21 protein-coding genes and 1 pseudogene are annotated in these 19,674 nt (G+C 63.2%); 14 read left to right on the top strand and 8 right to left on the bottom strand.

The features are described 5' to 3' along the window. On the top strand, window positions 1-1,056 hold a 1,056-nt coding region (locus HMPREF3067_RS11525), incomplete at its 5' end, for an AMP-binding protein (protein WP_246819257.1). Between the two features lie 184 nt (window positions 1,057-1,240). Here the strand turns inward: HMPREF3067_RS11525 and HMPREF3067_RS06530 are convergent. The 7 genes from HMPREF3067_RS06530 to HMPREF3067_RS06500 form a co-directional block, all read right to left on the bottom strand. Further along, window positions 1,241-2,107: an HtaA domain-containing protein gene (locus tag HMPREF3067_RS06530; RefSeq protein WP_070768913.1), complete on the bottom strand. Its 867-nt coding sequence runs from the start codon at window positions 2,105-2,107 to the stop codon at window positions 1,241-1,243. Window positions 2,108-2,193: 86 nt separating this feature from the next. Continuing rightward, entirely contained in the window at window positions 2,194-2,868 is a 675-nt protein-coding gene (locus HMPREF3067_RS06525; RefSeq protein WP_070768912.1) for a biliverdin-producing heme oxygenase, read from the bottom strand. A gap of 251 nt (window positions 2,869-3,119) precedes the next feature. Next, window positions 3,120-4,247, bottom strand: coding sequence for an HtaA domain-containing protein (locus tag HMPREF3067_RS06520; protein ID WP_070768911.1), 1,128 nt, complete (start codon window positions 4,245-4,247; stop codon window positions 3,120-3,122). Window positions 4,248-4,252: 5 nt separating this feature from the next. After that, window positions 4,253-5,107 carry a heme ABC transporter ATP-binding protein gene (locus tag HMPREF3067_RS06515; RefSeq protein ID WP_070768910.1) on the bottom strand — a complete coding sequence of 285 codons (855 nt, stop codon included), beginning with the start codon at window positions 5,105-5,107 and terminating at the stop codon, window positions 4,253-4,255. Beyond that, window positions 5,104-6,153 carry a FecCD family ABC transporter permease gene (locus HMPREF3067_RS06510; protein ID WP_070768909.1) on the bottom strand — a complete coding sequence of 350 codons (1,050 nt, stop codon included), beginning with the start codon at window positions 6,151-6,153 and terminating at the stop codon, window positions 5,104-5,106. Before HMPREF3067_RS06510 ends, HMPREF3067_RS06515 begins: the two co-directional genes overlap by 4 nt. Further along, entirely contained in the window at window positions 6,137-7,228 is a 1,092-nt protein-coding gene (locus tag HMPREF3067_RS06505; protein ID WP_070768908.1) for a heme/hemin ABC transporter substrate-binding protein, read from the bottom strand. Before HMPREF3067_RS06505 ends, HMPREF3067_RS06510 begins: the two co-directional genes overlap by 17 nt. A gap of 35 nt (window positions 7,229-7,263) precedes the next feature. Further along, window positions 7,264-9,246 (bottom strand): HtaA domain-containing protein, encoded by a 1,983-nt coding sequence (locus tag HMPREF3067_RS06500; RefSeq protein ID WP_070768907.1) that lies wholly within the window; start codon window positions 9,244-9,246, stop codon window positions 7,264-7,266. A 228-nt stretch (window positions 9,247-9,474) separates the two neighbouring features. Between HMPREF3067_RS06500 and HMPREF3067_RS06495 the strand changes: the two genes are divergently transcribed. Both HMPREF3067_RS06495 and HMPREF3067_RS06490 read left to right on the top strand, forming a co-directional pair. Beyond that, window positions 9,475-10,149 (top strand): hypothetical protein, encoded by a 675-nt coding sequence (locus tag HMPREF3067_RS06495; protein ID WP_210400094.1) that lies wholly within the window; start codon window positions 9,475-9,477, stop codon window positions 10,147-10,149. Between the two features lie 131 nt (window positions 10,150-10,280). Next, window positions 10,281-11,000: a GntR family transcriptional regulator gene (locus tag HMPREF3067_RS06490; protein WP_070768905.1), complete on the top strand. Its 720-nt coding sequence runs from the start codon at window positions 10,281-10,283 to the stop codon at window positions 10,998-11,000. Here HMPREF3067_RS06490 and HMPREF3067_RS06485 read toward each other — a convergent pair. Next, window positions 10,990-11,661: an HAD family hydrolase gene (locus HMPREF3067_RS06485; protein WP_168166955.1), complete on the bottom strand. Its 672-nt coding sequence runs from the start codon at window positions 11,659-11,661 to the stop codon at window positions 10,990-10,992. The two genes, HMPREF3067_RS06490 and HMPREF3067_RS06485, sit on opposite strands and share 11 nt — an antisense overlap. Before the next feature lie 236 nt (window positions 11,662-11,897). On the opposite strand from HMPREF3067_RS06485, the gene HMPREF3067_RS06480 reads away from it, so the two are divergent. The 11 genes and pseudogenes from HMPREF3067_RS06480 to HMPREF3067_RS11015 all read left to right on the top strand — a co-directional run bounded on the left by HMPREF3067_RS06480 (window position 11,898) and on the right by HMPREF3067_RS11015 (window position 19,389). Beyond that, on the top strand, window positions 11,898-13,034 hold the full coding sequence (locus tag HMPREF3067_RS06480) for an ABC transporter substrate-binding protein (protein ID WP_083319179.1): 1,137 nt from the start codon (window positions 11,898-11,900) through the stop codon (window positions 13,032-13,034). Further along, complete coding sequence (locus HMPREF3067_RS06475) at window positions 13,035-13,958, top strand: ABC transporter permease (protein WP_070768903.1); 924 nt, start codon at window positions 13,035-13,037, stop codon at window positions 13,956-13,958. Further along, window positions 13,943-14,767, top strand: a complete 825-nt coding sequence (locus tag HMPREF3067_RS06470) for an ABC transporter permease (protein WP_070768902.1) — start codon at window positions 13,943-13,945, stop codon at window positions 14,765-14,767. Before HMPREF3067_RS06475 ends, HMPREF3067_RS06470 begins: the two co-directional genes overlap by 16 nt. Then, on the top strand, window positions 14,767-15,807 hold the full coding sequence (locus HMPREF3067_RS06465; RefSeq protein ID WP_070768901.1) for an ABC transporter ATP-binding protein: 1,041 nt from the start codon (window positions 14,767-14,769) through the stop codon (window positions 15,805-15,807). The genes HMPREF3067_RS06470 and HMPREF3067_RS06465 overlap by 1 nt, the downstream gene beginning before the upstream one ends. A gap of 63 nt (window positions 15,808-15,870) precedes the next feature. Next, window positions 15,871-16,722, top strand: a complete 852-nt coding sequence (locus HMPREF3067_RS11035) for an alkaline phosphatase family protein (RefSeq protein ID WP_083319178.1) — start codon at window positions 15,871-15,873, stop codon at window positions 16,720-16,722. A gap of 308 nt (window positions 16,723-17,030) precedes the next feature. Further along, the gene (locus HMPREF3067_RS06455) at window positions 17,031-17,315 is read left to right on the top strand and encodes a transposase (RefSeq protein ID WP_083319177.1); all 285 of its coding nucleotides are present in this window, start codon (window positions 17,031-17,033) and stop codon (window positions 17,313-17,315) included. Beyond that, window positions 17,285-18,166 carry an IS3 family transposase gene (locus HMPREF3067_RS06450; protein WP_083319176.1) on the top strand — a complete coding sequence of 294 codons (882 nt, stop codon included), beginning with the start codon at window positions 17,285-17,287 and terminating at the stop codon, window positions 18,164-18,166. Before HMPREF3067_RS06455 ends, HMPREF3067_RS06450 begins: the two co-directional genes overlap by 31 nt. Window positions 18,167-18,219: 53 nt before the next feature. Beyond that, on the top strand, window positions 18,220-18,339 hold the full coding sequence (locus HMPREF3067_RS11030) for a restriction endonuclease (RefSeq protein ID WP_083319175.1): 120 nt from the start codon (window positions 18,220-18,222) through the stop codon (window positions 18,337-18,339). 1 nt (window position 18,340) lies between these two features. Then, a pseudogene (locus HMPREF3067_RS11520) lies at window positions 18,341-18,719 on the top strand (transposase). Beyond that, window positions 18,700-19,050 (top strand): IS3 family transposase, encoded by a 351-nt coding sequence (locus HMPREF3067_RS11020; RefSeq protein WP_083319174.1) that lies wholly within the window; start codon window positions 18,700-18,702, stop codon window positions 19,048-19,050. Before HMPREF3067_RS11520 ends, HMPREF3067_RS11020 begins: the two are co-directional and overlap by 20 nt. Before the next feature lie 33 nt (window positions 19,051-19,083). Then, the gene (locus tag HMPREF3067_RS11015) at window positions 19,084-19,389 is read left to right on the top strand and encodes an integrase core domain-containing protein (protein ID WP_141759351.1); all 306 of its coding nucleotides are present in this window, start codon (window positions 19,084-19,086) and stop codon (window positions 19,387-19,389) included. Window positions 19,390-19,674: the final 285 nt, after the last annotated feature.

Genomic DNA, 19,674 nt, shown 5'->3' with positions numbered 1-19,674 from the left:
CTCATCCTCTACACCTCCGGCACCACCGGCGCACCCAAGGGCGCGGTGCTCACCCACCGCAACCTGCAGTCCAACTGCCTGATGGCCATCGCCTGGGTGCCCAACCTGGGCGAGGAACCCGAGCGCTTCCTGGCCGCCCTCCCGCTCTTCCACGCCTACGGCATGACCGCGGTGTGCACGATGTCCATCTTCGTCGGCGCCGAGATCATCCTGCTGCCCGCCCCGAAGATGGATCTCATCCTGGGCGTGGTTAAAAAGCACATGCCGACCTGGTTCCCGGGCGTGCCGACGCTTTATGAAAAGCTCGCCGACGCCGCCAAGGACAAGGGCGTGAGCCTCAAGGGCATCAAGAAGTCCTTCTCCGGTGCTGCCACCCTGCCGGTCGCCACGGTGGAAAAGTGGGAGGCGACCACCGGCGGCATGTTGGTGGAAGGCTACGGCCTGACGGAGACTTCCCCGGTCATCTGCGGCAACCCGATGAATGAGCACCGCCGCCCCGGCTACATCGGCCTCCCCTTCCCCAATACTGAGGCCCGCGTGGCCGACCCGGACGATCCCTCGGTTACCCTGCCGGACGGCGAGGAAGGCGAGCTGCTCGTCCGCGGCCCGCAGGTCTTTTCTGGCTACCTCAACAACCCGGAAGCGACCGAAAAGTCCTTCTACAAGGACTGGTTCCGCACCGGCGATATGGCCGTCATGGAAGAAGACGGCTTCATCCGCCTGGTCGCCCGTATCAAGGAGGTCGTCATCACCGGTGGCTTCAACGTCTACCCCGCGGAGGTCGAGGAAACCATCCTCTCCCACCCGGACGTCACCGACGTGGCCGTGGTGGGCCGCCCGCGCAAGGACGGCTCGGAGGACGTGGTCGCCTGCGTAACCCTCCGTGACGGCGCCGCCCTGGACCCGCAGGGCATGCAGGACTTCGCCCGCCAGCGCCTAGCCCGCTACAAGGTCCCGCGCACCTTCTACCACTTCGAGGAACTCGCCCGCGATCAGATGGGCAAGATCCGCCGCCGCGAAGTCCAGGCCGAGCTGCTCGAACTAATCCAGGCTTAGGAAAAATATCGTCCTCTAGCCCAACCGCTACCCTATTCCCCCAGCTCACGCGCCCCCTGCGGATACAGAGGTCGATATTTCCCACGGCTTACGAAAAAATATCGATCCCTGTCCTCGGCAACAGCCGCGTTTCCCCAGGTGAGGGATCGGCTGAAACCACAGAGGTCGATATTTTCCGTTGGGCCTAGAGGTTAATGCCGAAGTTCTTCAGCATCCCCCGCCAATCGAAGTGGCCCAGAGCCACAGCGGCACCGCCCACGGCCGCGATGAAGCCGAGGACGAGACCGATGGTCGTACCGATGCCGGTAGCGCTCGGGTTATCGGAGCTGACGGTTGCCAGTTCGGAGGACAGCCTGTCAATGCCTGCCAGGTCCTTGCCGGACACGTCTCCGCCCTGCTCGCCGTCGGCGTAATCCAGCACCAGATCGACGTTGGCGTCGTCGAACTCCTGGCCCTCCTCGTAACGCAGAAGGGAGTGGTGCAGGCCAATGCCCGCGGTGGTCGGACGGTCCTGCGCGGTAAAGTCCGTGCCCGGGGCGATCGGCTCGTCGAAGGTGAAGGTCACCAGCACCTCGTCATCGCCGGCCTTATCCAGCTGGGTCGGATCGTTTGCGGTGCGCCCGTCCAGCGTGAAGTCGCCTACCAACTTGGCGTTCTGGCCGGCCACCTCCAGCTTGAGATCGTCGAAGGCCACATCCAAGCCCGGACCGCCGTTTTTGCCCATGCCTTCGTAGGCCACGAGGTGTGCCCCACCGGTCAGCGGGATGGTGCCGTTACCCTCGGCGTCCAGCTGCGTGTTCTCCACATCGACTGGGAAGACGAACTGGTTTTCCTTGAACTCCGCACCGTTATCACCGGTCAGGGTACCCTTGGCGAAGGGGCCCCGCAGGTGGCTGATGAAGGAATCCTTGATGGGCCAAGCGAACGAGCCCGACTCCAGCGCAGGGGCGGTGCCCTCAGCCGCCAAGGCGGTCGGCACAGTGGCGCCACCCAAGGCGACGGCAGTGACCACGGCTGCGGCAGTCAGAGAGCGGGAAGAGATACGAGACAACGGAGGTCTCCTTTCTGATTGAGTTGTGGATGGAAAGGCTGTGAATAAACAGAATGAGGGGAAAGCGCAACGCACACGGCTTTGCGCTACGCCCGCGCGTGGGCGAGGTCTGCAAAAACTGCGGAGTTGAAGGCGAAGGCGTCCTTGGCCTCGACGATTAGCATGTCACGCTGCTCGTCGGTCAAACCCAGCTCATCCAGCTGGCGGCGGTAGCTCGCGCGGTAGGGCGGGATCTTGCCGATAGCGGAGAAGTCGTAGAACTGCAGGGCGTCACGATCGATGTCGTACAGGGTGCCCAGCCGGGCGGCGATGACCTGGCCGCCGGAGATATCGCCCAGGTAGCGGACGTAGTGGTGGGCGATAACACGCGCCGCCTCGTCCTCGCGTAAAGATTCCAGGCGTGCCACATACCGGGCGGTAGCCGGCAGGATGCGGACCTTGTCGCGCCAGTCGGACCCCAGCATGTTGGCCAGATCGTTGTCCAAGGCGGCGCGGCGCTCGAGGCGCGGGTCCGCCACGGCGGAGCCCAGCGGAGTCTCCGCGACGCGGCGCACCGCGGTCTCCAGTGCGTCGTAGATGAACCAGAGCTGACCCGTCAGCGAGTGCACTGCCTCCGCATCCAAGTCGCCTTGGATGAGGGAGGCCATGAAGTCGGAGCCTTCCGCCTGCTCATGGGCCTGCGCGGTGGCCCCGCGCAACACCTGGGACAGTGGTTGTGTCACACCAGTGGTCGTTTCGGTAGCTGTGGCAGTCGAGGCCATCGTCGTCTCCTTTCGGGTCAGTGAGAGCGGGGAGTTTTACCGCAGCTCGGTAGCCCGCTATAGACGGGCCCGAGCGTTATCGCCCCCCACAGATTAAGGTTTGCCTTACCTGAAAGTACAGAGGCGTCATGCAAGATCAACCCAACGTATGACACCTAGTACCCCCGGTATGAGCAGCGGCCCGCTCCCTGGTGAGGAACCGGCCGCGGGGCGTGAAGCGCTACCCCGCGATAGCGCCCCCTAGAGGACTCCTAGCGCAGGTTGAACTGGCGCAGGAACTTGTTGAACTGCTTCTGGATGCCGCCGAAGACACCCGCAACGTTCAGCGCGTGGCCGATGATGCCGAACATCCCCAGGATGCCCAGACCACCCAACACGTAGTTCCACACGGAGCCGAACTTCGTCATCAGGCTGGAGCCCTGCTCCTCGTCCTTGTTCTGCTCCTCGTCCTCATCCGGAGCCTCAGTCTTAGTCGGCTCAGCCGAAGTGGTTTCCGCCGGCTTGGAGGTCGAGGCGGTCGGCTTAGCCGGCTTCTCAGAGGTCGGTTCCTCAGAAGTCGGTTCCTCGGACGTCGGATCCTCAGAGGTGGGCTCCTCAGAGGTAGTCGACTCCGGGGTGACGCACTTTTCCTCGGTGGTCAGGGAGATGTTGATGTCGTCGAGCTCGGGCTTGTACTCGGCGCTGTAGATGCCCATGAACAGGATGTCGACTCCCTCGACGATGCTCTTGTCCGGGTCGGTGCCCGGCTTCGGGACGTAGGTCATGTTCGTGGCATCCAGCGTGATGGTATCGCCGTTGACCTGCCACTCGCCGTCACCCTTGGAGAAGACGTCGGCGCCGGTGCGCTTGTTCTCATCGGTGCGGTCTTCCGGGGTGTACTGGGTCATGGGCTTGCCCTCGACGTAGTAGCCCTCGTAGCCAGCGCCGCCTTGAACATCGTTACCGGTGACCTCGACGTAGGGGGACTGGAAGTTCGAGTACAGCGCGCCGTGGTGGCCCTCGAAAATGACCTCGGAGTCCTTGGTGTGCAGGTCCGCGGAGGTCACGTTGCCTTCGTCATCGATCTCGATGGTAGACTTGGCCGGGTCGATCTCGTACTGGAACTGGAAGTCCTTGGCCTTCGGGTTTTCCGGGTCAGACTCCTTGACGTCGCCCTTGGTGGCCCAGCCACCGCGGGCGATGGGGCCTTGGATGTAGCTGCGGAAGCTTTCCTTCAGGCCCCAGTTGAAGGTGCCGCCGGTGACGACGGTCTCGCACTGCGGGGCGGTGGATTCTTCTGCATTCTGAGCGCCCGCGGTCGGGACGACGAGGGCGGTGCCGCCCAGGGCTAGGGCGATGACGCTCGCCCCAAAGGTGGTGCGGGTGGACTTTACGGTCATGAGTGTTACTCCTTGTCGGATGTGGGTGTGGGGTGAAACAGAGACAGCAGTGAGTTCGCTGAATCAGGGGGATCTCTCCGCCTGGGCAGGACGGAGATGGCCCCGTCCGTGCGGCGGCTGACCTTCACCGGCCAGCCGTAGACGTCGGACAGAGTGGAATCGGTATAGACCGCGTCTACCGGGCCATCGGCAGCAATGCGCCCGTTGGACAGGCAGACGATGTGGTCGCAGTAGGCGGCCGCGGCGTTGAGATCGTGGAGGACTATCACCACGGCCACGCCGGTGGTGTGGGCGAGCTCGCGGACTAGGCTGAGCACCTGCTCCTGGTGGCGAATGTCCATCGCGGCGGTCGGCTCGTCCAGAAAGACCACCGGGGTCTCTTGCGCGAGCACGCGCGCTAAGGCCACGCGGGCGCGCTCCCCGCCGGAGAGCGTGACGATGTCGCGGGCGGCCAGATGGTTGGTACCGGTGGCGGCCAAGGAGGCATCGATAACTGCGTCATCGAGGCGCTCCTTATCCGTCCCCCGCCAGGGGCGCCGGCCCATGGCCACGACGTCGCGGACTAGGAATTCGAAGGACACGCGCACGTCCTGGAGCATGACCGCCCGGCAGCGGGCCATCGCCTGCGCTCCGGCGCTTACCGGATCTAGTCCGCACACGCTCACGGTTCCCGCGCTCCGCTCCACGTCCCCAGACAGGGCGGCCAGCAGCGTGGACTTGCCCGCGCCGTTGGGGCCGATAAGCCCGGTGACCTCGCCCGGGCGGGCCGCGAACGTAATGTCGTCGAGCAGGCGGGCATCCCCTATGTCCACGCGCAGGCCGCGCACCTCAATGGCCGCGGAATACGTCTTATCGCTCATGCGTGCATCCCCTTTCGCATCATCCGCCGCAGGAGGATGAAGAACGTCGGCCCGCCTACCAGGGCGGTGAAGATGCCGATGGGCAGGTCGGCGAAGGCGATCATTGTGCGCGCCGCCACGTCAGCCAGCCCGATGAGCACCGCCCCGCCCAGCGCGGAGGCCGGGATGAGAAGGTGGTTCTCCGGCCCCACTACCGTGCGAAAAAGGTGCGGGACGATAAGGCCGACAAACCCGATGAGCCCGGCGAAGGCCACCGCGCCCGCGGTCAAAATCGCCGAGGCGACAATCGCGATGACGCGCAGCCGGGAGACGTTGATGCCGGTGTGCCCAGCGGCGCGCTCACCCAGCGCGAGCACGTCGAGCGCTCCGCCTAGGCGCAGCGCCACGGCGATGCCCACGATGGCAATCGGCAGCACCACCCAGGTGTGCTTCCACTGCGCGCCATTGAGCGAGCCCATCTGCCAGAAGATGATCTCCTCGCGACTGGTGGTCGGCGCCAGGTAGACCATGAACGAGATAATCGCGCCGCAGACCGCGTTGACAGCGATGCCGGTCAGCACCAGGTTGATAACCGCCACCCGGCCGCTGCTGCGCGCCAGCTGGTAAATAAGCCCGGCGGCCACCAGCGCGGACAGGAAGGCGAAAAACGGGACGGTGAAGGTGCCCAGAAACGCGATGTTAAACACGATGGCCAGCGCCGCGCCCACGCCCGCGCCCGAGGTCACGCCGATGATCGACGGCTCGGCCAGCGGGTTGGCAAACACGGCCTGCATCAGGGTGCCGGCCACGCCCAAGCACGCGCCCACTAAAAATCCGAGGAGGATACGCGGCAGGCGGATGTCCCAGACCACGCTGGCGGCCAGGCCCGCGTGGTGATCGCTGCCCAGCAGAATGGGCACTAGATCCTGCAGCGGCACGTAGTACTGCCCCAGCACTATGGAGAGCACCACGGCGATGAGCATCAGCACCGCCAGCAGGATGAAGATGCCCACGCGCCGGCGCCGCCGAGCCGCGAAGACCTCGTCCGGTTTAATCTTGTGGGTCATACAACGCCTGTGCCGTCCGCAATAGGGTCTGTCCGGTCATCGGGCCGAACGCTAGGGATTGTCCGTCCGGGATGGTGATGACCCGGCGTTTTTGGCCCGCCGTGGTCTGCGCAACGCCGGGGCGTTCCAGCAGGCCGTCGATGCCACCCGTCGACTCCAACCCGCCCGTCATCATGATGAACGCGTCCGGGTTTAACCGGGCGAGCGCTTCCGCGTTGGCGGGCTCGATATAGGACAGGTTGTTCTCCGTGGCCAGGTCCACCGCACCGACGCCCTCGATGAGGTCTTTCGCGCCGGTGCCGTCGCCCATGATGAAGAACACGCCGCCGTTGCCGCGGGCGTAGAGGAACGCCACGCGCATGGGATCCTCCGGAGCCATGTCGGCGATGGCCTCCTTGTCCAGCTCGATCTCTTCGACCGAGCGCTGCGCCAGTTCCTCGGCGTCCTCGCTTAGGCCCACCACGGCGCCGAGGGTGCTGATGTCCTCGGCCACGGAGTCGATGGTGCGGGTCGGCTCCATGACCACAGTGGTCACGCCGGCCGCGCGGATCTGATCGATGGCGTCCTGCGGACCGATGGAGTGGTCCACAATCACCAGGGTCGGCTCCAGCGAGAGCACCGCCTCGACGTTGATGTTGTGCCCTCCCTGGGTGACCACGGGCCGGTCGGCCAGGATGTCCTCGGTGGAGGAGACCGTGCGGCCCACGATGTTATCGGCCAGCCCCAGGCCGGTCAGCGTCTTGGTGTAGGTGCCGTACAGGTCGAGCCCGAGGATGCGGTCTACGTTGTCCACGGTGACGTCGTAGCCGTCGGCATCGGTAAGCTCTACCGGCAGCGCCGGCGACGGGTTGTCATTGACCGGCTCCACATCTTGGAAATCCTTGACCTCGCTAACGCCCTCGAAGGTGCGGGGGTCTTGCGGGTCACCGGAGCTTTTCAGCTCGTCGCGCAGGGCGGCGTCTCCGCTGGACTCGTAAGCGCCCTGGACGCCGCAGGCGGCCAGGCTGACCGCGCACAGCAGCGCGACAAACGCCAGGATGCACACCCGCGCTGAGCGGTGCAGAGTATAGAACATTGGATCTTGCTTTCTTACTCTATGGGAGGTTTAACCTAGGACGGGTTGCTGGCCGCCAGGCGGCCGATGCTGCCACCGGCCACTACCACGCCCGCGATCAACAGCAGCAGGTAGGTGGTGGCATCGCTACCGGCGCCACCCGCCGCGGCCGACTTAATCTTGAAATTGCCGGATCCGTCCTCGTAGCCGGCGGAAGAATTCTCGCCGTCGGCACCCGTGCTGGAGCTGAAGCCGCCGTTGCGCTCGGCCAGCTTCGCCGCCCCTGCGCTGCGCGCCGCGGCCGATCCGCCGGTAGACCCAGACCCGGAGCTCGAGCCGGAGGCCGCGGTGCCGCCGACACCGTCGCAGTCGCCGGCGCCACCCAGCTGGGCGCTAAAGGACAGCGGGGCCAGCTCGGTGCCCGGGTCGTAAAACTCGGCGAAGGCCTTGGAACCGTCGTTGGTCAGCAGGACGGTCGCACTGCCGGATACGGAGCTATCGGTCACGTTGAGGTCAGAGAAGTTCAGCTCGCCCAGCGCGGTGCGCCCGAAGTCGATCTTCTCGCCCTCCATGTTGGACGAGCGCACGTCCGCCACCAGTTGGCCGCCGTTACCGTTGAACTGGATCTCCGGGTTGGCAATGTTCAGGTCCAGAATGCCGTTGTGACCCGTGAACTGCATGGATCCGCCGTAGATGATGGTGCCTTGCTGAGAGTCGGTGTCCACGTTGCCGCCGTTGCCGGTGAAGCGGTACTCGCCACCCTCGTAGCCCACGCCGCTCAAGTCCCACTTGCCCTTGGCGATGGACCCGGTGATATAGGACTGGAAGGATTCCTTCAGCGCCCACGCCGCTTCCGCGCTCTCCACGGCCTTCACGGCCTCGCACTTCACGTCCGAGCCGCCAGAGCCGCCGGCAGCACTGCCGCCGGTCGAGCCGGCCCCTGCGCCAGAGCCGGATCCAGTGCCAGACGTAGACCCAGACTTGGAACCGGAACCGCCAGAGGTCGTGCCGCCAGAAGTCTTGCCGCCGGAGGCCGAGTTGGGCCCAGAGTTCGACCCAGAATTAGAACCAGACTTAGACCCCGAGGTCGCGCCCGACGTGCTACCCGACTTCGTGCCGGAGGTCGTGCCCGAAGTCGTACCCGAGCCAGAGCCAGATCCGCTCTTCCCACCGCGGTTGGTGAAGGACTCGTACTCGTCCAGGAAGGCCTGGGTATTGCCCATGAACGTGGTCAGGGCGTTCATGGTGTCGTTGGTCTCGGACAGGATGTCCATGACCTGCTTGTTGAAGCCGGTGAAGTTGCCGCTGATGGTGGTCAGCGTGCGCTTGTTGCCCGAGCCGGAGTCGCTGCCCGGCCCAGACTCGGAGCCGCAGCTGCCGTCCAGCGCCGCCCCGCCGCTCGTCGGATCCATTGGGGTGCCGGGATCGTAGGCCAAAAACAGGCGGTTGCCTCCCTGGGTCAGGGTGGTCGAGCCCGACAGATCCACCGCGCCGGAATCCGGATTGAACGGGCTGTCCAGGTTGATGGTGGCGATGACCTCGTCGTCGCCGGTGATCTTGTCGCCGCGCTTGGAGGTATCCACCATGTCGGACTCGTAGGAGACGTAGTCGACCATGATGTCAGCGGTGTTGCCCTGGGCGCGTACCTTCCAGTCGGACAGGGTCATGTCCAGCAGGTCGTCACCGCCGTAGTTGTGGCCGTTGAAATGCAGCACGCCGTTCAGCGGAACCGTGACGGCATCCCCGTCTACCTGCGGCTTCTTCGGCTTGAACTGGAACGCGCCGTCGTCGCCAGTCTCGCTACCCGTGAAGCCGATGCCGTCGCCGCCCCAGCCGCCTTTAGCGACGTTGCCCTGGATGTAGGCGCGGTAGCTTTGCTTGATACCCCAGTTGAACTCGCAGGTGCCCGCGGCGTGGGCCGCGGGCGTGGCGACGGTAAACGCTGCGGCCGGCGCGAAGGCCAAGGCACCGGCGGCGGCCACCGCGGCGGAGGTACGGAACGAGAACAAGCGGGTGATCCCGCGCAGTGAAAGGGACATACAGATCCTAGCTACGTACAGAAACTTCAGAGAGACTCTTGCTGCCTAATCCGCACGTCAGGCCACACATTGTAAATTTAATGTAGCCTACGCTTCACAAGGTAAGGCAGTCCTAAAAGGAAACTAGCACACGATTTTTCATTAGGGTAGACTCCCCTTTGTTTAAATTTGTCACGGTGGGCCCGTGCGACCCACGCTGCACCGAGAGATACAGTGAGGTAAAGCAGCATGACCTTGCGGAATGAATCAGCGTTCTCCACGCTGTACCCAGACGTGGATCCACATGAAGGACTCCCCCTTTCAGGGACGGAGCGGCTCGCCCTCGCGGTGGCCTTCGCGGTGATGGCCTACGGCGCCGTGGTGGGCGATATCATCGTCGCCGCCGTCGGCCTCGTCTTAGCACTCGCCGCCTGCATCATCGAGACAACGAAGACCAACCGCCGCATCCGCGCCCAGGCTCGCAGCCGCTTCCCTGGCGAGGACTGGGTGGAATACCGCACCGCCCGCCGCCTCAACCTAGGCCTGCTCCTGCCACTTTTCATCGCGGTCATCGGTGTGCTAATTGCCGCCGGCTTCTGGTTCATCCCACCCGAGCACGACGTGCTCGGCGGCATCATCATCGCCCTTCTCGTCGCCGCCCTGGTCTGGTTCATGCCCGGACTGAACCCCATCTGGTCGAAGCTGGGCAAGAAAAAGGAGCCCGCGGACCAGTACGCCGCACCAGCCGACGCCCCGGCTGCCACCCCGGCCAGCGCCTCCCCCTGCTCCGCCACGGCCAGCACTCCCCAAGCGCAACCTACCGCGCCTACTCAGCCGACCACCCTGAACAAGCACGTCTACCACCAGCAGGCCCCGGCCAGCGACGACACCTCCGTCATCCCCACCGTCGACGACAAGCACTAGCCTTCCCCACATGAGAGTTCCTGCCGACTTTTGCCTGCCAAGTCCGTCTCCCAGAGCAAAACTACTCGGCCGGAACTCTCACCACCTGCACACAGAACAGCCCCCTACGCGCATCGTCTACCCTGAAACCTATGGGCTTCGCTTCGCTCCCCACCTACCAGCGCATTGCTGACGAGCTGCGCCGCGCGATCGAGCGAGGACAGCTGCGCCCCGGGGACCGCCTGCCGGCCGAGCGAGTCCTGGTTGTCAAGTACGCGGTATCGCGCATCACCGTCCGGCACGCGCTGCAGGTCCTGGAACAGGACGGGCTGGTCGAGCGCCGGCGCGGCCGCGGCGGCGGCACCTTCGTCACCACCATCCCGCCGTTGGTGCAGCTCAACCGCCTGGGGGGCTTCCTCCCCCAGCTGCGCGCCCGGGGGATGTCGGTCACTTCACAGGTCTTGCGCCGCGAGCTCATCTTGGCCCCAGAGCGGGTGCGCCAACCCTTAAGCCTGGATCCGGGCAGCTTTGCTTTCCAGGTGGTGCGCCTTCGGTCGGTGGACGGCACCCCGCTGTTGCTGGAGAACTCCTTCTTCCCAGTAACGGTGTTCCCGGATCTTCTCGACCACGACCTGGAAGGTTCCCTCTACGAGTTGCTAGGCCAACACTACGGCCACCCACCTGCGGCCAAGACCGAGGTCGTCTTGCCGCACGATCCCAACCGCACGGAGCGCGAGCTGCTGAAGGTGCCCGCCGGCCACCTCTTGCTGCGGATTAAGCGGACCGCACTAGACGCCGAGCAACTCCCCGTCGAGTATTCGGAAGACACCCTGCGTTCCGATCTCGCGCAGATCCAGGTCTTTACTTCCTAAGCACACGCATCAGGGACGCGGCGGCGCTGCGCATATCGGGAAAACGAGCCACTAGGGCGCTGGACTCACCGGTGTTCGGCCCTATCCCCACCACCGACATGCCGGCCGAACGAGCGGATTCCACTCCGGCGCGGGAATCCTCAAAAGCCAGTACCGCACCGGGCTCTACCCCCAGCACTGCGGCCGCCTGGAGGTAACCATCGGGTGCGGGTTTACCGTGGGCGACGTCTTCGATGGTGACGATGACGTCGAGGTGATCCTCCAGCCCGTTGTCCCGCACGGCCGGCATGATCATCTGACGCAGGGTGCCCGTTACGATCCCTAAGGGGTAGCCTTGCCCTTTCAAGCTCCGAACGAACTCCACCGTTTGCTTATCGATGCACCCCGCGCGCCAACTCAGCTGCGCATAAGCCGCACCCACCGCGGCGAGGAACTCCGTGTACCGGTCAGTGGCGTGGCGGGGCGTCAAGATGTCACGGGCAATCTCGGGTTCGGATTTACCCAAACACGCCGCGTATTCGCCGGGACCGAGCGGGGCGAGCTCGGCGTTTTCCAGCGCCTGGGCGTAGGAGCGCTCCAGAATGGTCTCATCATCGCTTAACGTTCCGTTGAAGTCGAATAAGACCGCTTCCGTACGCCGGCAGACTTCACTTTGTTGCATAAACGCCCTGTTCATAAGTGTTTCGTGGACATTTCTTCGCATTCTAAGGCAAAGGCCAAAAGGTGCGGAACAGTTAGTTAAAGGTACTAAAAGAGATTTGGCCGACGTTCATGTGAACGGAACCTGCAGGCTAACTAGGCGTGTGAGACTACTACACAGATGCGTTGGGCCATCCCGCGTCTCTGTCTCATTTGCATTTGCCTACTGCACGTCTTCATCCCATGAAAGGTTCCGTCATGTCCGTGAAAGTGTCTTTTAAACGCCGAACCCTGCTGCGCCTAGCCGGCATTGGCGCAGCCGTTACCCTAGCTTCCTCCTCGCTCGTTGCCTGCGGCAGCGACAGCGACAACGACGCCCAGATTGGTGAAAACATCGAGGAGATCGCCTCCCTCGCCAAGGATGAGGGCGAGGTCCGCCTCATCGCTTACCCGGAAACCTGGGCGAACTACAAGGGCCATTTCGAAGAGTTTGAAAAGAAGTACGGCGTCGACGTCGTCGTGGATTCGCCGGACGCGTCTTCCGCAGAAGAGCTGGAGGCAGTCAAGAACCTGCGCGGCCAGGATTCCCAGCCGGACGTACTGGATATCGGCTATTCGTTCACGGGCCCGGCCAAGCAGCAAGACCTCATCGAAGAGTATAAGCCCTCGCACTGGGACGAGATCCCAGACGAGCTCAAGGACCCGGATGGCAAGTGGGTAGGCGCCTACTACGGTGTGCTGTCGGTGGGCGTCGACAAGGACGCCGCTGACGTACCCACCAGCTTCGAAGACCTCAAGGACCCGAAGTACAAGGGCAAGATTGCTCTGCCGGGGGATCCGCGCAAGGGCGCTTCCGGCATCGCTACGGTCTTCGCCGCTTCCCTAGCCAACGGCGGCTCGCTGGATGATATCCAGCCGGGTATCGACTACTTCGCCGAGCTGGCGGAGCTGGGCAACCTCGTGCCGGTTTCCGATGCAGCCTCGGCCATCACCACCGGCGAGGCCTCGGTCATCTTCGACTGGAACTACAACTGGCTGGGCGTGGAAGACCAGCTGGAAAAGGACGGCGTGAACTTCGAGATGGCCGTCTTGGAGGACGGCGTCTTCGGTAACTACTACGCGCAGCCGGTGACCAAGAACTCGCCGCAGCCGAACGCCGGTCGCCTCTGGATCGACTGGTTGACCTCGGACGAGGGCTCTGAGCAGTACGCTCGCGGCGGGGCCATCCCGGCGCGGTTCACCCAGCTGGCCGAGGAGGGCAAGCTCTCGGACGAGGCGCTGTCGAAGCTGCCGGATCCGAAGATCGTGGAGAAGGTCAAGCTGCCGACTCCGGAGCAGGGCGATAAGGCTAACGAGGCCATCGCGAAGGAATGGTCGCAGAAGGTGAAATATTAAATGACTGCTTCTCTCGACGTGGCTGCAAACGCGAGTACCCCGCAGCCGCCGGAGCGAGAGCCCAAGGCCCGCAGCTTCGCCTCGGTCAAGGTGACCGGCTGGTTGGGGGCTTTGCCCTTTCTCGCGTTCATGGCGGCGTTCCTTGTCATTCCCATCTTGGCTAACGTGGTGCGGGCCTTCCAGGCCCCAGACGGGAGCTTCTCGCTGACAACCATGGCGGAAGCCATCGACGAGGCCTACCGTCCGGCCTTCGCGCTGACCTTCAACCTCTCCGCACTGACCGCGCTTATCGGCGGCGTGCTCGGGCTCATCGTGGCGTGGGCTCTGACGAACCCGTCTGGGCCGCGGTGGCTCCCTGGCCTGGTCAATAGCTTTTCCGCCCTGGCGGCTCAGTCGGGCGGCGTGCAGTTGGCGTATGCCTTCATCGCCTTGCTGGGCACGCAGGGCCTGCTGACCACCGCGATCAACATGGTCATGCCCTCGTTCGGCGAGTGGTTTTCCATCACGGACTTCTGGGGCGTGAGCCTGGTGTACTTGTATTTCCAGGTGCCCCTGATGACCATTTTGATGCTGCCGGCGATGGCCGGGCTGAAAAAGGAATGGTACGACGCCGCGGCGTCTCTGGGCGCGACCCGCGGGCAGTTCATCAAGGACGTGGCCGTCCCCGTGCTATGGCCGTCCATCCTCGGCTCGGTCCTGCTGCTGTTCGCCAACGCCTTCGCGGCCTATGCCACGGCCTACGCGCTGGCCGGCGGCTCGCTGGACTTGGTGCCCATCATCATCGGTTTCTTCATCAGCGGCAACGTCTTGCTCAACCCCGGAATGGCCGCCGCGATGGTCACGTGGATGATGGTGATCATCATTGTCGCCATGGCGGTGCGTTTCTTTCTCACGCGGAGGAGTAACAAGTGGTTAGCACAATAGATCCCCAGCTGTCCCACCCGCCCCGCCGCCGGCACAAGCAGCAAGGCTGGCTGGTTCCCACCATTTTCGTCATCGCCCTGGTGCTCTTCTTCACGCCGTGGCTGGCGGCCGCGGTTTTCGGCTTCAACCGCCCCGGTGAGGGTTTTACCTTCGCTCCGCTTTTCAGCGCCTTCGAGAACCCCCGTGCTTGGCCGGCCCTGCGCGATACTCTCCTGCTGTGCGTGGCCAGCACGCTCGGCATGCTGGTCCTGTTGGTCCCGACCATCGTGTTTTTGAATCTGAAGGCGCCGCAGCTGGCCAAGGTCGCGGAGATGCTATCGGTGTTGCCCATCGTCATCCCGGCGGTCGCGCTGGTGTCCGGCGTCTCCGAGTTCTACCGCGCGGTGGCACCCGGCTTTTTGACCTCCCTGTGGTCCCTGGTCCCGCTCTACATCGTCACGGCGATGCCCCTGTGCTATCGCGCTATCGATGCCGGTGTCAAAGCCCTGAACCTCCGCACCCTGTTTTCTGCTTCGGCCTCGCTCGGGGCTTCCCAGTGGAGCACGCTCTTTCGCGTCATCCTGCCTAATTTGAAGGTCTCGATGCTCTCGGCGTCTTTGTTGTGCATTGCCATGACGCTGGCCGAGTTCGCCATGGCCTCCCTGCTGCTGCACTACACCTTCCCCGTTTTCATCGTGGAAATCTCCCGGACTAACCCGCGCGGCATCGCGGCGCTGTCGTTCATCACCATCCTGGTCACGTGGGCGCTGCTGTCCGTGATCTCCGCCGTATCCCGCGCGGGTAAAGCCCAGAAAGGAACCGCCCAGTAATGTCTACTCCCCACGTTGTTCTGGACAACCTCACCAAGACGTACGGGTCCAAGACCGTCCTGCAGGAACTGAGCCTCACGCTGGATCAGTCCGAGCTGGTCGCGCTGTTGGGCCCTTCCGGCTGTGGCAAAACCACCACGCTGAAGATCTTGGCCGGCCTCGAGGCAGCGGATCGCGGCCTCATCCAGGTCGGCGGCAAGGACATCTCGAAAGTGCCCACGCGCAAACGCAACATGGGCATCGTATTCCAGGCGTATTCCCTCTTTCCGCACATGACGGCGAAGGACAACGTAGCCTACGGGTTAAAGATAGGCCGCCAGTCCACCGCGGCGCGGCGCAAGCGCGCGGAAGAGCTGCTGGAGCTCGTGGGGCTGACCGAGCACATGGACAAGTACCCGGCACAACTGTCCGGCGGGCAGCAACAGCGCGTGGCCTTGGCCCGCGCGCTGGCCATCTCCCCGCAGCTGCTCCTACTGGACGAGCCGCTGTCCGCCCTCGATGCCACGGTCCGCTCCCAGCTCCGCGACGAAATCCGCCGCATCCAGCTGGCCGAAGGGATCACCACTCTGCTGGTCACCCACGACCAGGAGGAGGCGCTGGTCATGGCGGATCGCATTGGAGTGATGAACGCCGGGGTCATCGAGCAGATCGGCACGCCGTCTGAGGTTTATCACACCCCGCGTTCGCCCTTTATTTCGCAGTTCGTGGGCGTGGTCAACCGCATTCCGGGGCTCTGCCGAGCCGGCCGAATCTCGGTGCTGGGCAACGAGCTGGATATCCGCAACGCGGACCACGGCGTGGCCGATGGGACTACAGGCGTAGCGCTCATCCGCCCCGAGGAGATCGAGGCGTTGCCTGATTCTTCCGGTCCGTACCGCGTGCTGAACAAGCAGCTGCGCGGGTTGTTCACCTCGGTGAAGCTGACCGGGCCGGACGATGCCCCGTCCGCGTCGACATGTCCAGCATCAGCGCCGATCGCTTCCACGCCGGCCAGCCGGTCTCGCTGCGCCTGCTCTCGCGCGGTACTACCCAGGACGTAGTGGTCGACAAGGCGGACGGCGCGGCGACAGTCTCCCACCCGGCTTCCGTGGAGGGTGGTACCAATGCTTAACCCAGAACCTGGCTTCCGGCCCGCACCTGCCAGCCGGCGCGCGCGGGTGCTGATCGTGGGGCTGGACGGCGTGCGCTGGGACATCGCCGCGGAAGACAGCGTGGCTCCCGCCCTGCAGCGTCTGGCGGCTGACGGCGCTTTTCACACCATGACCATGGAGGTGCCCACTATTTCCGCGCCCGGGTGGGCCAGCCTCCTGACCGGCACCACCCACGCCGAGCATGGCCTGGTGGACAATTCCTGCGTCGGCGGACGCACGTGGAACTGCCCCGACGTCTTGTCCCAGTGTTTCTACCAGGACCAGTCAACGCGGACTTATGCCGCGGCGGGCTGGCCGGTACTCACGGATCCGAACGGCCTAGGCCCCATCATCCACCCGCGGGTCGAGCAGCAGAAGGCCGGCCTGCACCGCATAGTTTCCCGCGATGGCGAGACCTACGGTTACCGCACCATCGACGCCGAGCTCACCGATTTCACCCTGGCCGCGCTCAAAGGCGGCACCTTCGACGTAGGATTCACCTACTGCTGCGATGTCGACGATGCCGGCCACGTCCACGGCCTCACCGGCCCCGAATACCGGGAAGCACTGGGCCGCGTCGACGCGCACACCCAGCGGCTCGCCGCCGCCCTTACCCAGCGACACCTGCAGTTCCAGGAGGACTGGCTGCTCATCGTCACCACCGACCACGGGCATATCGATGCCGGCGGCCACGGCGGCGACAGCCCGAAGGAGACCCAATCCTGGGCCATCACCTGGTCCCCGTCCGGTCACACCCCCGAGTGGGAAGAGCACCTCCAGCCGGAGTCCCTAGCCGGCCGCATCCTCGCCCACCGCGACTCCTAATCCCCCGCGCGAGAGTTACCGACACAAAACACCGCCGCAGCGCAGAAGTTAACACCTCTTCGTGTCGGGAACTCTCACCACCCACCTCACCGAGCCCCAACCCTAGGGCGACTCGCCACCCCTCCCTGGCACCAAGACGGCCCCGGTCGGGCAAAATAGACACATGTCTACATTCTCCGAGGTCCTTGACCAGCTCCGCGACAACCAGCCGCAAGGCAAGTACGGCTGGAGTGTCTTAGGTTTTTAGGTCCGGGTGACTTGAGTGTTGTCCATTGATGCCCTTCCTGTGGGTGGGGGAGAATGGATAAATGGTGAAGAAGTTCAGTAAACACACTCCCGAGCAGATTGTTCGCAAGCTGGATAAGGCTCGAGAACTCAGAGAATCAGGATCGACCACGGCTCAAATCCTCACCGCGCTGGGGATCAGCGAAGCCACGCTGAACAGGTGGCAGGCAACCTATGGGGCGATGACCAAGAGCGAAGCTAAAAAGCTCCAGCGATTGCGCGAGGAAAACACGCGCCTCAAACGTCTCCTTGGGCAGGCAGAGCTGGAAAAGGCGGCGTGGAAAGAATTATCGGAGGGAAACTTCTAAGCCCAGCTCGCCGTCATGATGCCGTCTGGCATCTCGTTGGGCTGGGCTACTCCCAAAGGCGTGCCTGCCAGATCGTTGGACTCTCTCGTAGTGCTTATCGGCGCGCTAGGATCCGTCAGGGCAAGCCGGATAAGTACGCGGACCTAAGGGCGTGGATGCACGAGTTCGCGCGTGATCACCGCCGGTGGGGACACCGGCGCGCCTGGAGGACCGCCCTCACCGAGGGGTATGGGATATGCCGGGAAACCTTCCGGAGGATTTGGCGTGAAGAAGGCCTGCGCGTCCTACCCAGGAAGAAGCACAAACGCGTCGATGGTCACGGCCAGCGCGATGTTCCTGCCAGCCAGTACCCGAACGACGTGTGGGCGCTGGATTTCCAGTTCGATTCAACATGGCACGGCAAGACGATAAAGATCTGCAACATCATCGATGAATACACTCGCGAGCACGTCGCCTTCACGGTCGACAAGAAGATCGACGCGGACTCGGTGATCGAGCTGCTCGACCTCGCTTGTTGTGACCAAGGCGGGCGCCCGCGGGTGATCCGGATGGATAACGGCCCCGAGTTCATCGCTCATGCGCTCAACGAATGGGCTGGGGAGGATGAAACGATTCAGGCGTTTATCCCGCCAGGCCAGCCCTGGCATAACGGGTATGTCGAGTCTTTCCACAACCGAATGCGTGACGAACTCTTAGAAGACAACAGCATCGAGAATCTCGAACATGCACGGATGCTCGTGGCCCAGTGGTCGCAGCGGTACAATGACTTCCACCCGCATTCCTCGCTGGGCTACCTCAGCCCGCGCAAGTATGCGGAACAATGGCAACATGAAAACACGGTCAACGCTTAAACCAACTGGACCGAATTCTTAGGCCACCCCACGGCATTGCTTTTGAAAAGCTGATGGTCAACTACCTGCGGACGGATCCGGTCCAATCCCAGCAGTTCGACGAGGTCGTGCGCTGGGCTGATTGGAAGTACAACGGTGTCCGCGCAGACACGGGCATTGACTTGGTGGCCTGAAGTGTCCCAGGTTTTGTTCCGTTTGAGTAGATGGGAAAATCTGGAACATGCCAAGAAAATTTGATCAGGATGCCAAGGACCGCGTCGTTCGCTTGGTGGAGGATCGCATCCTGGCAGAGAACATGTCGATGCAGGCTGCGTGCCAGGCAGTGGCGCCGAAGCTGGGTGTGTCATGGCATACTGCTCGGCAGTGGACACAAGCTACTCGCCGCGACGGTCGTATTGCCGAGCCGTTGTCCGAAGACCTCGTGGCAGAGGTAGCCAAGCTTCGGCGTGAGAATCAAGAACTTCGCGACACCAACGAGCTGTTAAAGGCCGCGTCGGCTTTTTCGCATCGGAACTCGACCCAAAACGTCGGAAATGATCCAGTTCATCGATAAACACCGGAATCATTTCACCGTCGAGTTCATCTGCACGACGTTAAACACCCACCGTGTTGGCGGCTTCCTTACCTGTTGTGGGTACCGCCAATTTAAGGCTCGGGGATTAAGTGTCCGTAGCCTTCGCGACGCCGCCCTAGTAGAGCGCATTACCGAAGTTCATAAACAAAACTACGGTGTCTACGGGATTCGCGAAATGTGGCACGCGCTGCGCCGTGAAGGAATCGACATTGGACGTGAACAGACCGCGCGTCTGATGCGCCTTGCAGGTGTGCCTGGCAAAGGTAAAGGCCGGTCTCCCGTGACGACGGGCCCGGCCCCCGGAAAGTAGACACATCGGGGGTCGGGCCCCGGCTCGCAATATGTGAGCATTATCTACAATGAGCGTCTTGCTGAGCATGGCATTATCGCGTCGACCGGTACTGTTGGTGACTTTTATGACAATGCACTGGCTGAAAACGTCAACGGTTCCTACAAAAACGAGCTGATTCATACCAGGTTGTGGACCGACGTGGTTGATGTTGAGATTGCCACGTTTGAGTGGGTGAATTGGTGGAACGAGTCAAGGCTCCACCAGAGCCTGGGCTACCGGGCGCCGGCGGATGTTGAATCCGAGTTTTGGAGCCGCAACCCTTCCCAAGAAATAATGGAAATCAAGGCACAAGCCTAGGAACAAAACCCGGGGCACTTCATCTAGGCTAGGCATTCCGTATGAAGTTAACGAATCTCTTGACCATAGTTCTTGCAGCAGCTTCGGTAATAGTACTGGTTACCGGTAGTACAACGACACTAGTCCCGATGGCGCTTGCTGCATCGGCACTCGTCACGTTCTTCTTTGGGGCATCAAAAAACAGGCATGACGGATGATCCCTACGTCATATTCGCGCTAGGTGTAGCGCTTCTTCTAGGTATGCCCAGCAATCCTATAATGGGCGGGATGCCATCCCATTGAAGT

Source organism: Corynebacterium sp. HMSC04H06 (assembly GCF_001815935.1).
Taxonomy (GTDB): domain Bacteria; phylum Actinomycetota; class Actinomycetes; order Mycobacteriales; family Mycobacteriaceae; genus Corynebacterium.
This window is presented reverse-complemented; position numbering and strand designations above follow the sequence as displayed.

What these genes read in the sequence shown, in the direction of transcription:
- HMPREF3067_RS06510 (WP_070768909.1), bottom strand. Translation starts at nt 6,153, where the DNA reads ATGACCCACAAGATTAAACCGGACGAGGTCTTCGCGGCTCGGCGGCGC.
- HMPREF3067_RS06480 (WP_083319179.1), top strand. Translation starts at nt 11,898, where the DNA reads ATGTCCGTGAAAGTGTCTTTTAAACGCCGAACCCTGCTGCGCCTAGCC.
- HMPREF3067_RS06515 (WP_070768910.1), bottom strand. Translation starts at nt 5,107, where the DNA reads ATGAGCGATAAGACGTATTCCGCGGCCATTGAGGTGCGCGGCCTGCGC.
- HMPREF3067_RS06465 (WP_070768901.1), top strand. Translation starts at nt 14,767, where the DNA reads ATGTCTACTCCCCACGTTGTTCTGGACAACCTCACCAAGACGTACGGG.
- HMPREF3067_RS06520 (WP_070768911.1), bottom strand. Translation starts at nt 4,247, where the DNA reads ATGACCGTAAAGTCCACCCGCACCACCTTTGGGGCGAGCGTCATCGCC.
- HMPREF3067_RS06455 (WP_083319177.1), top strand. Translation starts at nt 17,031, where the DNA reads ATGGTGAAGAAGTTCAGTAAACACACTCCCGAGCAGATTGTTCGCAAG.
- HMPREF3067_RS06490 (WP_070768905.1), top strand. Translation starts at nt 10,281, where the DNA reads ATGGGCTTCGCTTCGCTCCCCACCTACCAGCGCATTGCTGACGAGCTG.
- HMPREF3067_RS11020 (WP_083319174.1), top strand. Translation starts at nt 18,700, where the DNA reads ATGATCCAGTTCATCGATAAACACCGGAATCATTTCACCGTCGAGTTC.
- HMPREF3067_RS11035 (WP_083319178.1), top strand. Translation starts at nt 15,871, where the DNA reads ATGCTTAACCCAGAACCTGGCTTCCGGCCCGCACCTGCCAGCCGGCGC.
- HMPREF3067_RS06495 (WP_210400094.1), top strand. Translation starts at nt 9,475, where the DNA reads ATGACCTTGCGGAATGAATCAGCGTTCTCCACGCTGTACCCAGACGTG.
- HMPREF3067_RS06505 (WP_070768908.1), bottom strand. Translation starts at nt 7,228, where the DNA reads ATGTTCTATACTCTGCACCGCTCAGCGCGGGTGTGCATCCTGGCGTTT.
- HMPREF3067_RS06485 (WP_168166955.1), bottom strand. Translation starts at nt 11,661, where the DNA reads ATGCAACAAAGTGAAGTCTGCCGGCGTACGGAAGCGGTCTTATTCGAC.
- HMPREF3067_RS11030 (WP_083319175.1), top strand. Translation starts at nt 18,220, where the DNA reads ATGGTCAACTACCTGCGGACGGATCCGGTCCAATCCCAGCAGTTCGAC.
- HMPREF3067_RS06475 (WP_070768903.1), top strand. Translation starts at nt 13,035, where the DNA reads ATGACTGCTTCTCTCGACGTGGCTGCAAACGCGAGTACCCCGCAGCCG.
- HMPREF3067_RS06525 (WP_070768912.1), bottom strand. Translation starts at nt 2,868, where the DNA reads ATGGCCTCGACTGCCACAGCTACCGAAACGACCACTGGTGTGACACAA.
- HMPREF3067_RS06500 (WP_070768907.1), bottom strand. Translation starts at nt 9,246, where the DNA reads ATGTCCCTTTCACTGCGCGGGATCACCCGCTTGTTCTCGTTCCGTACC.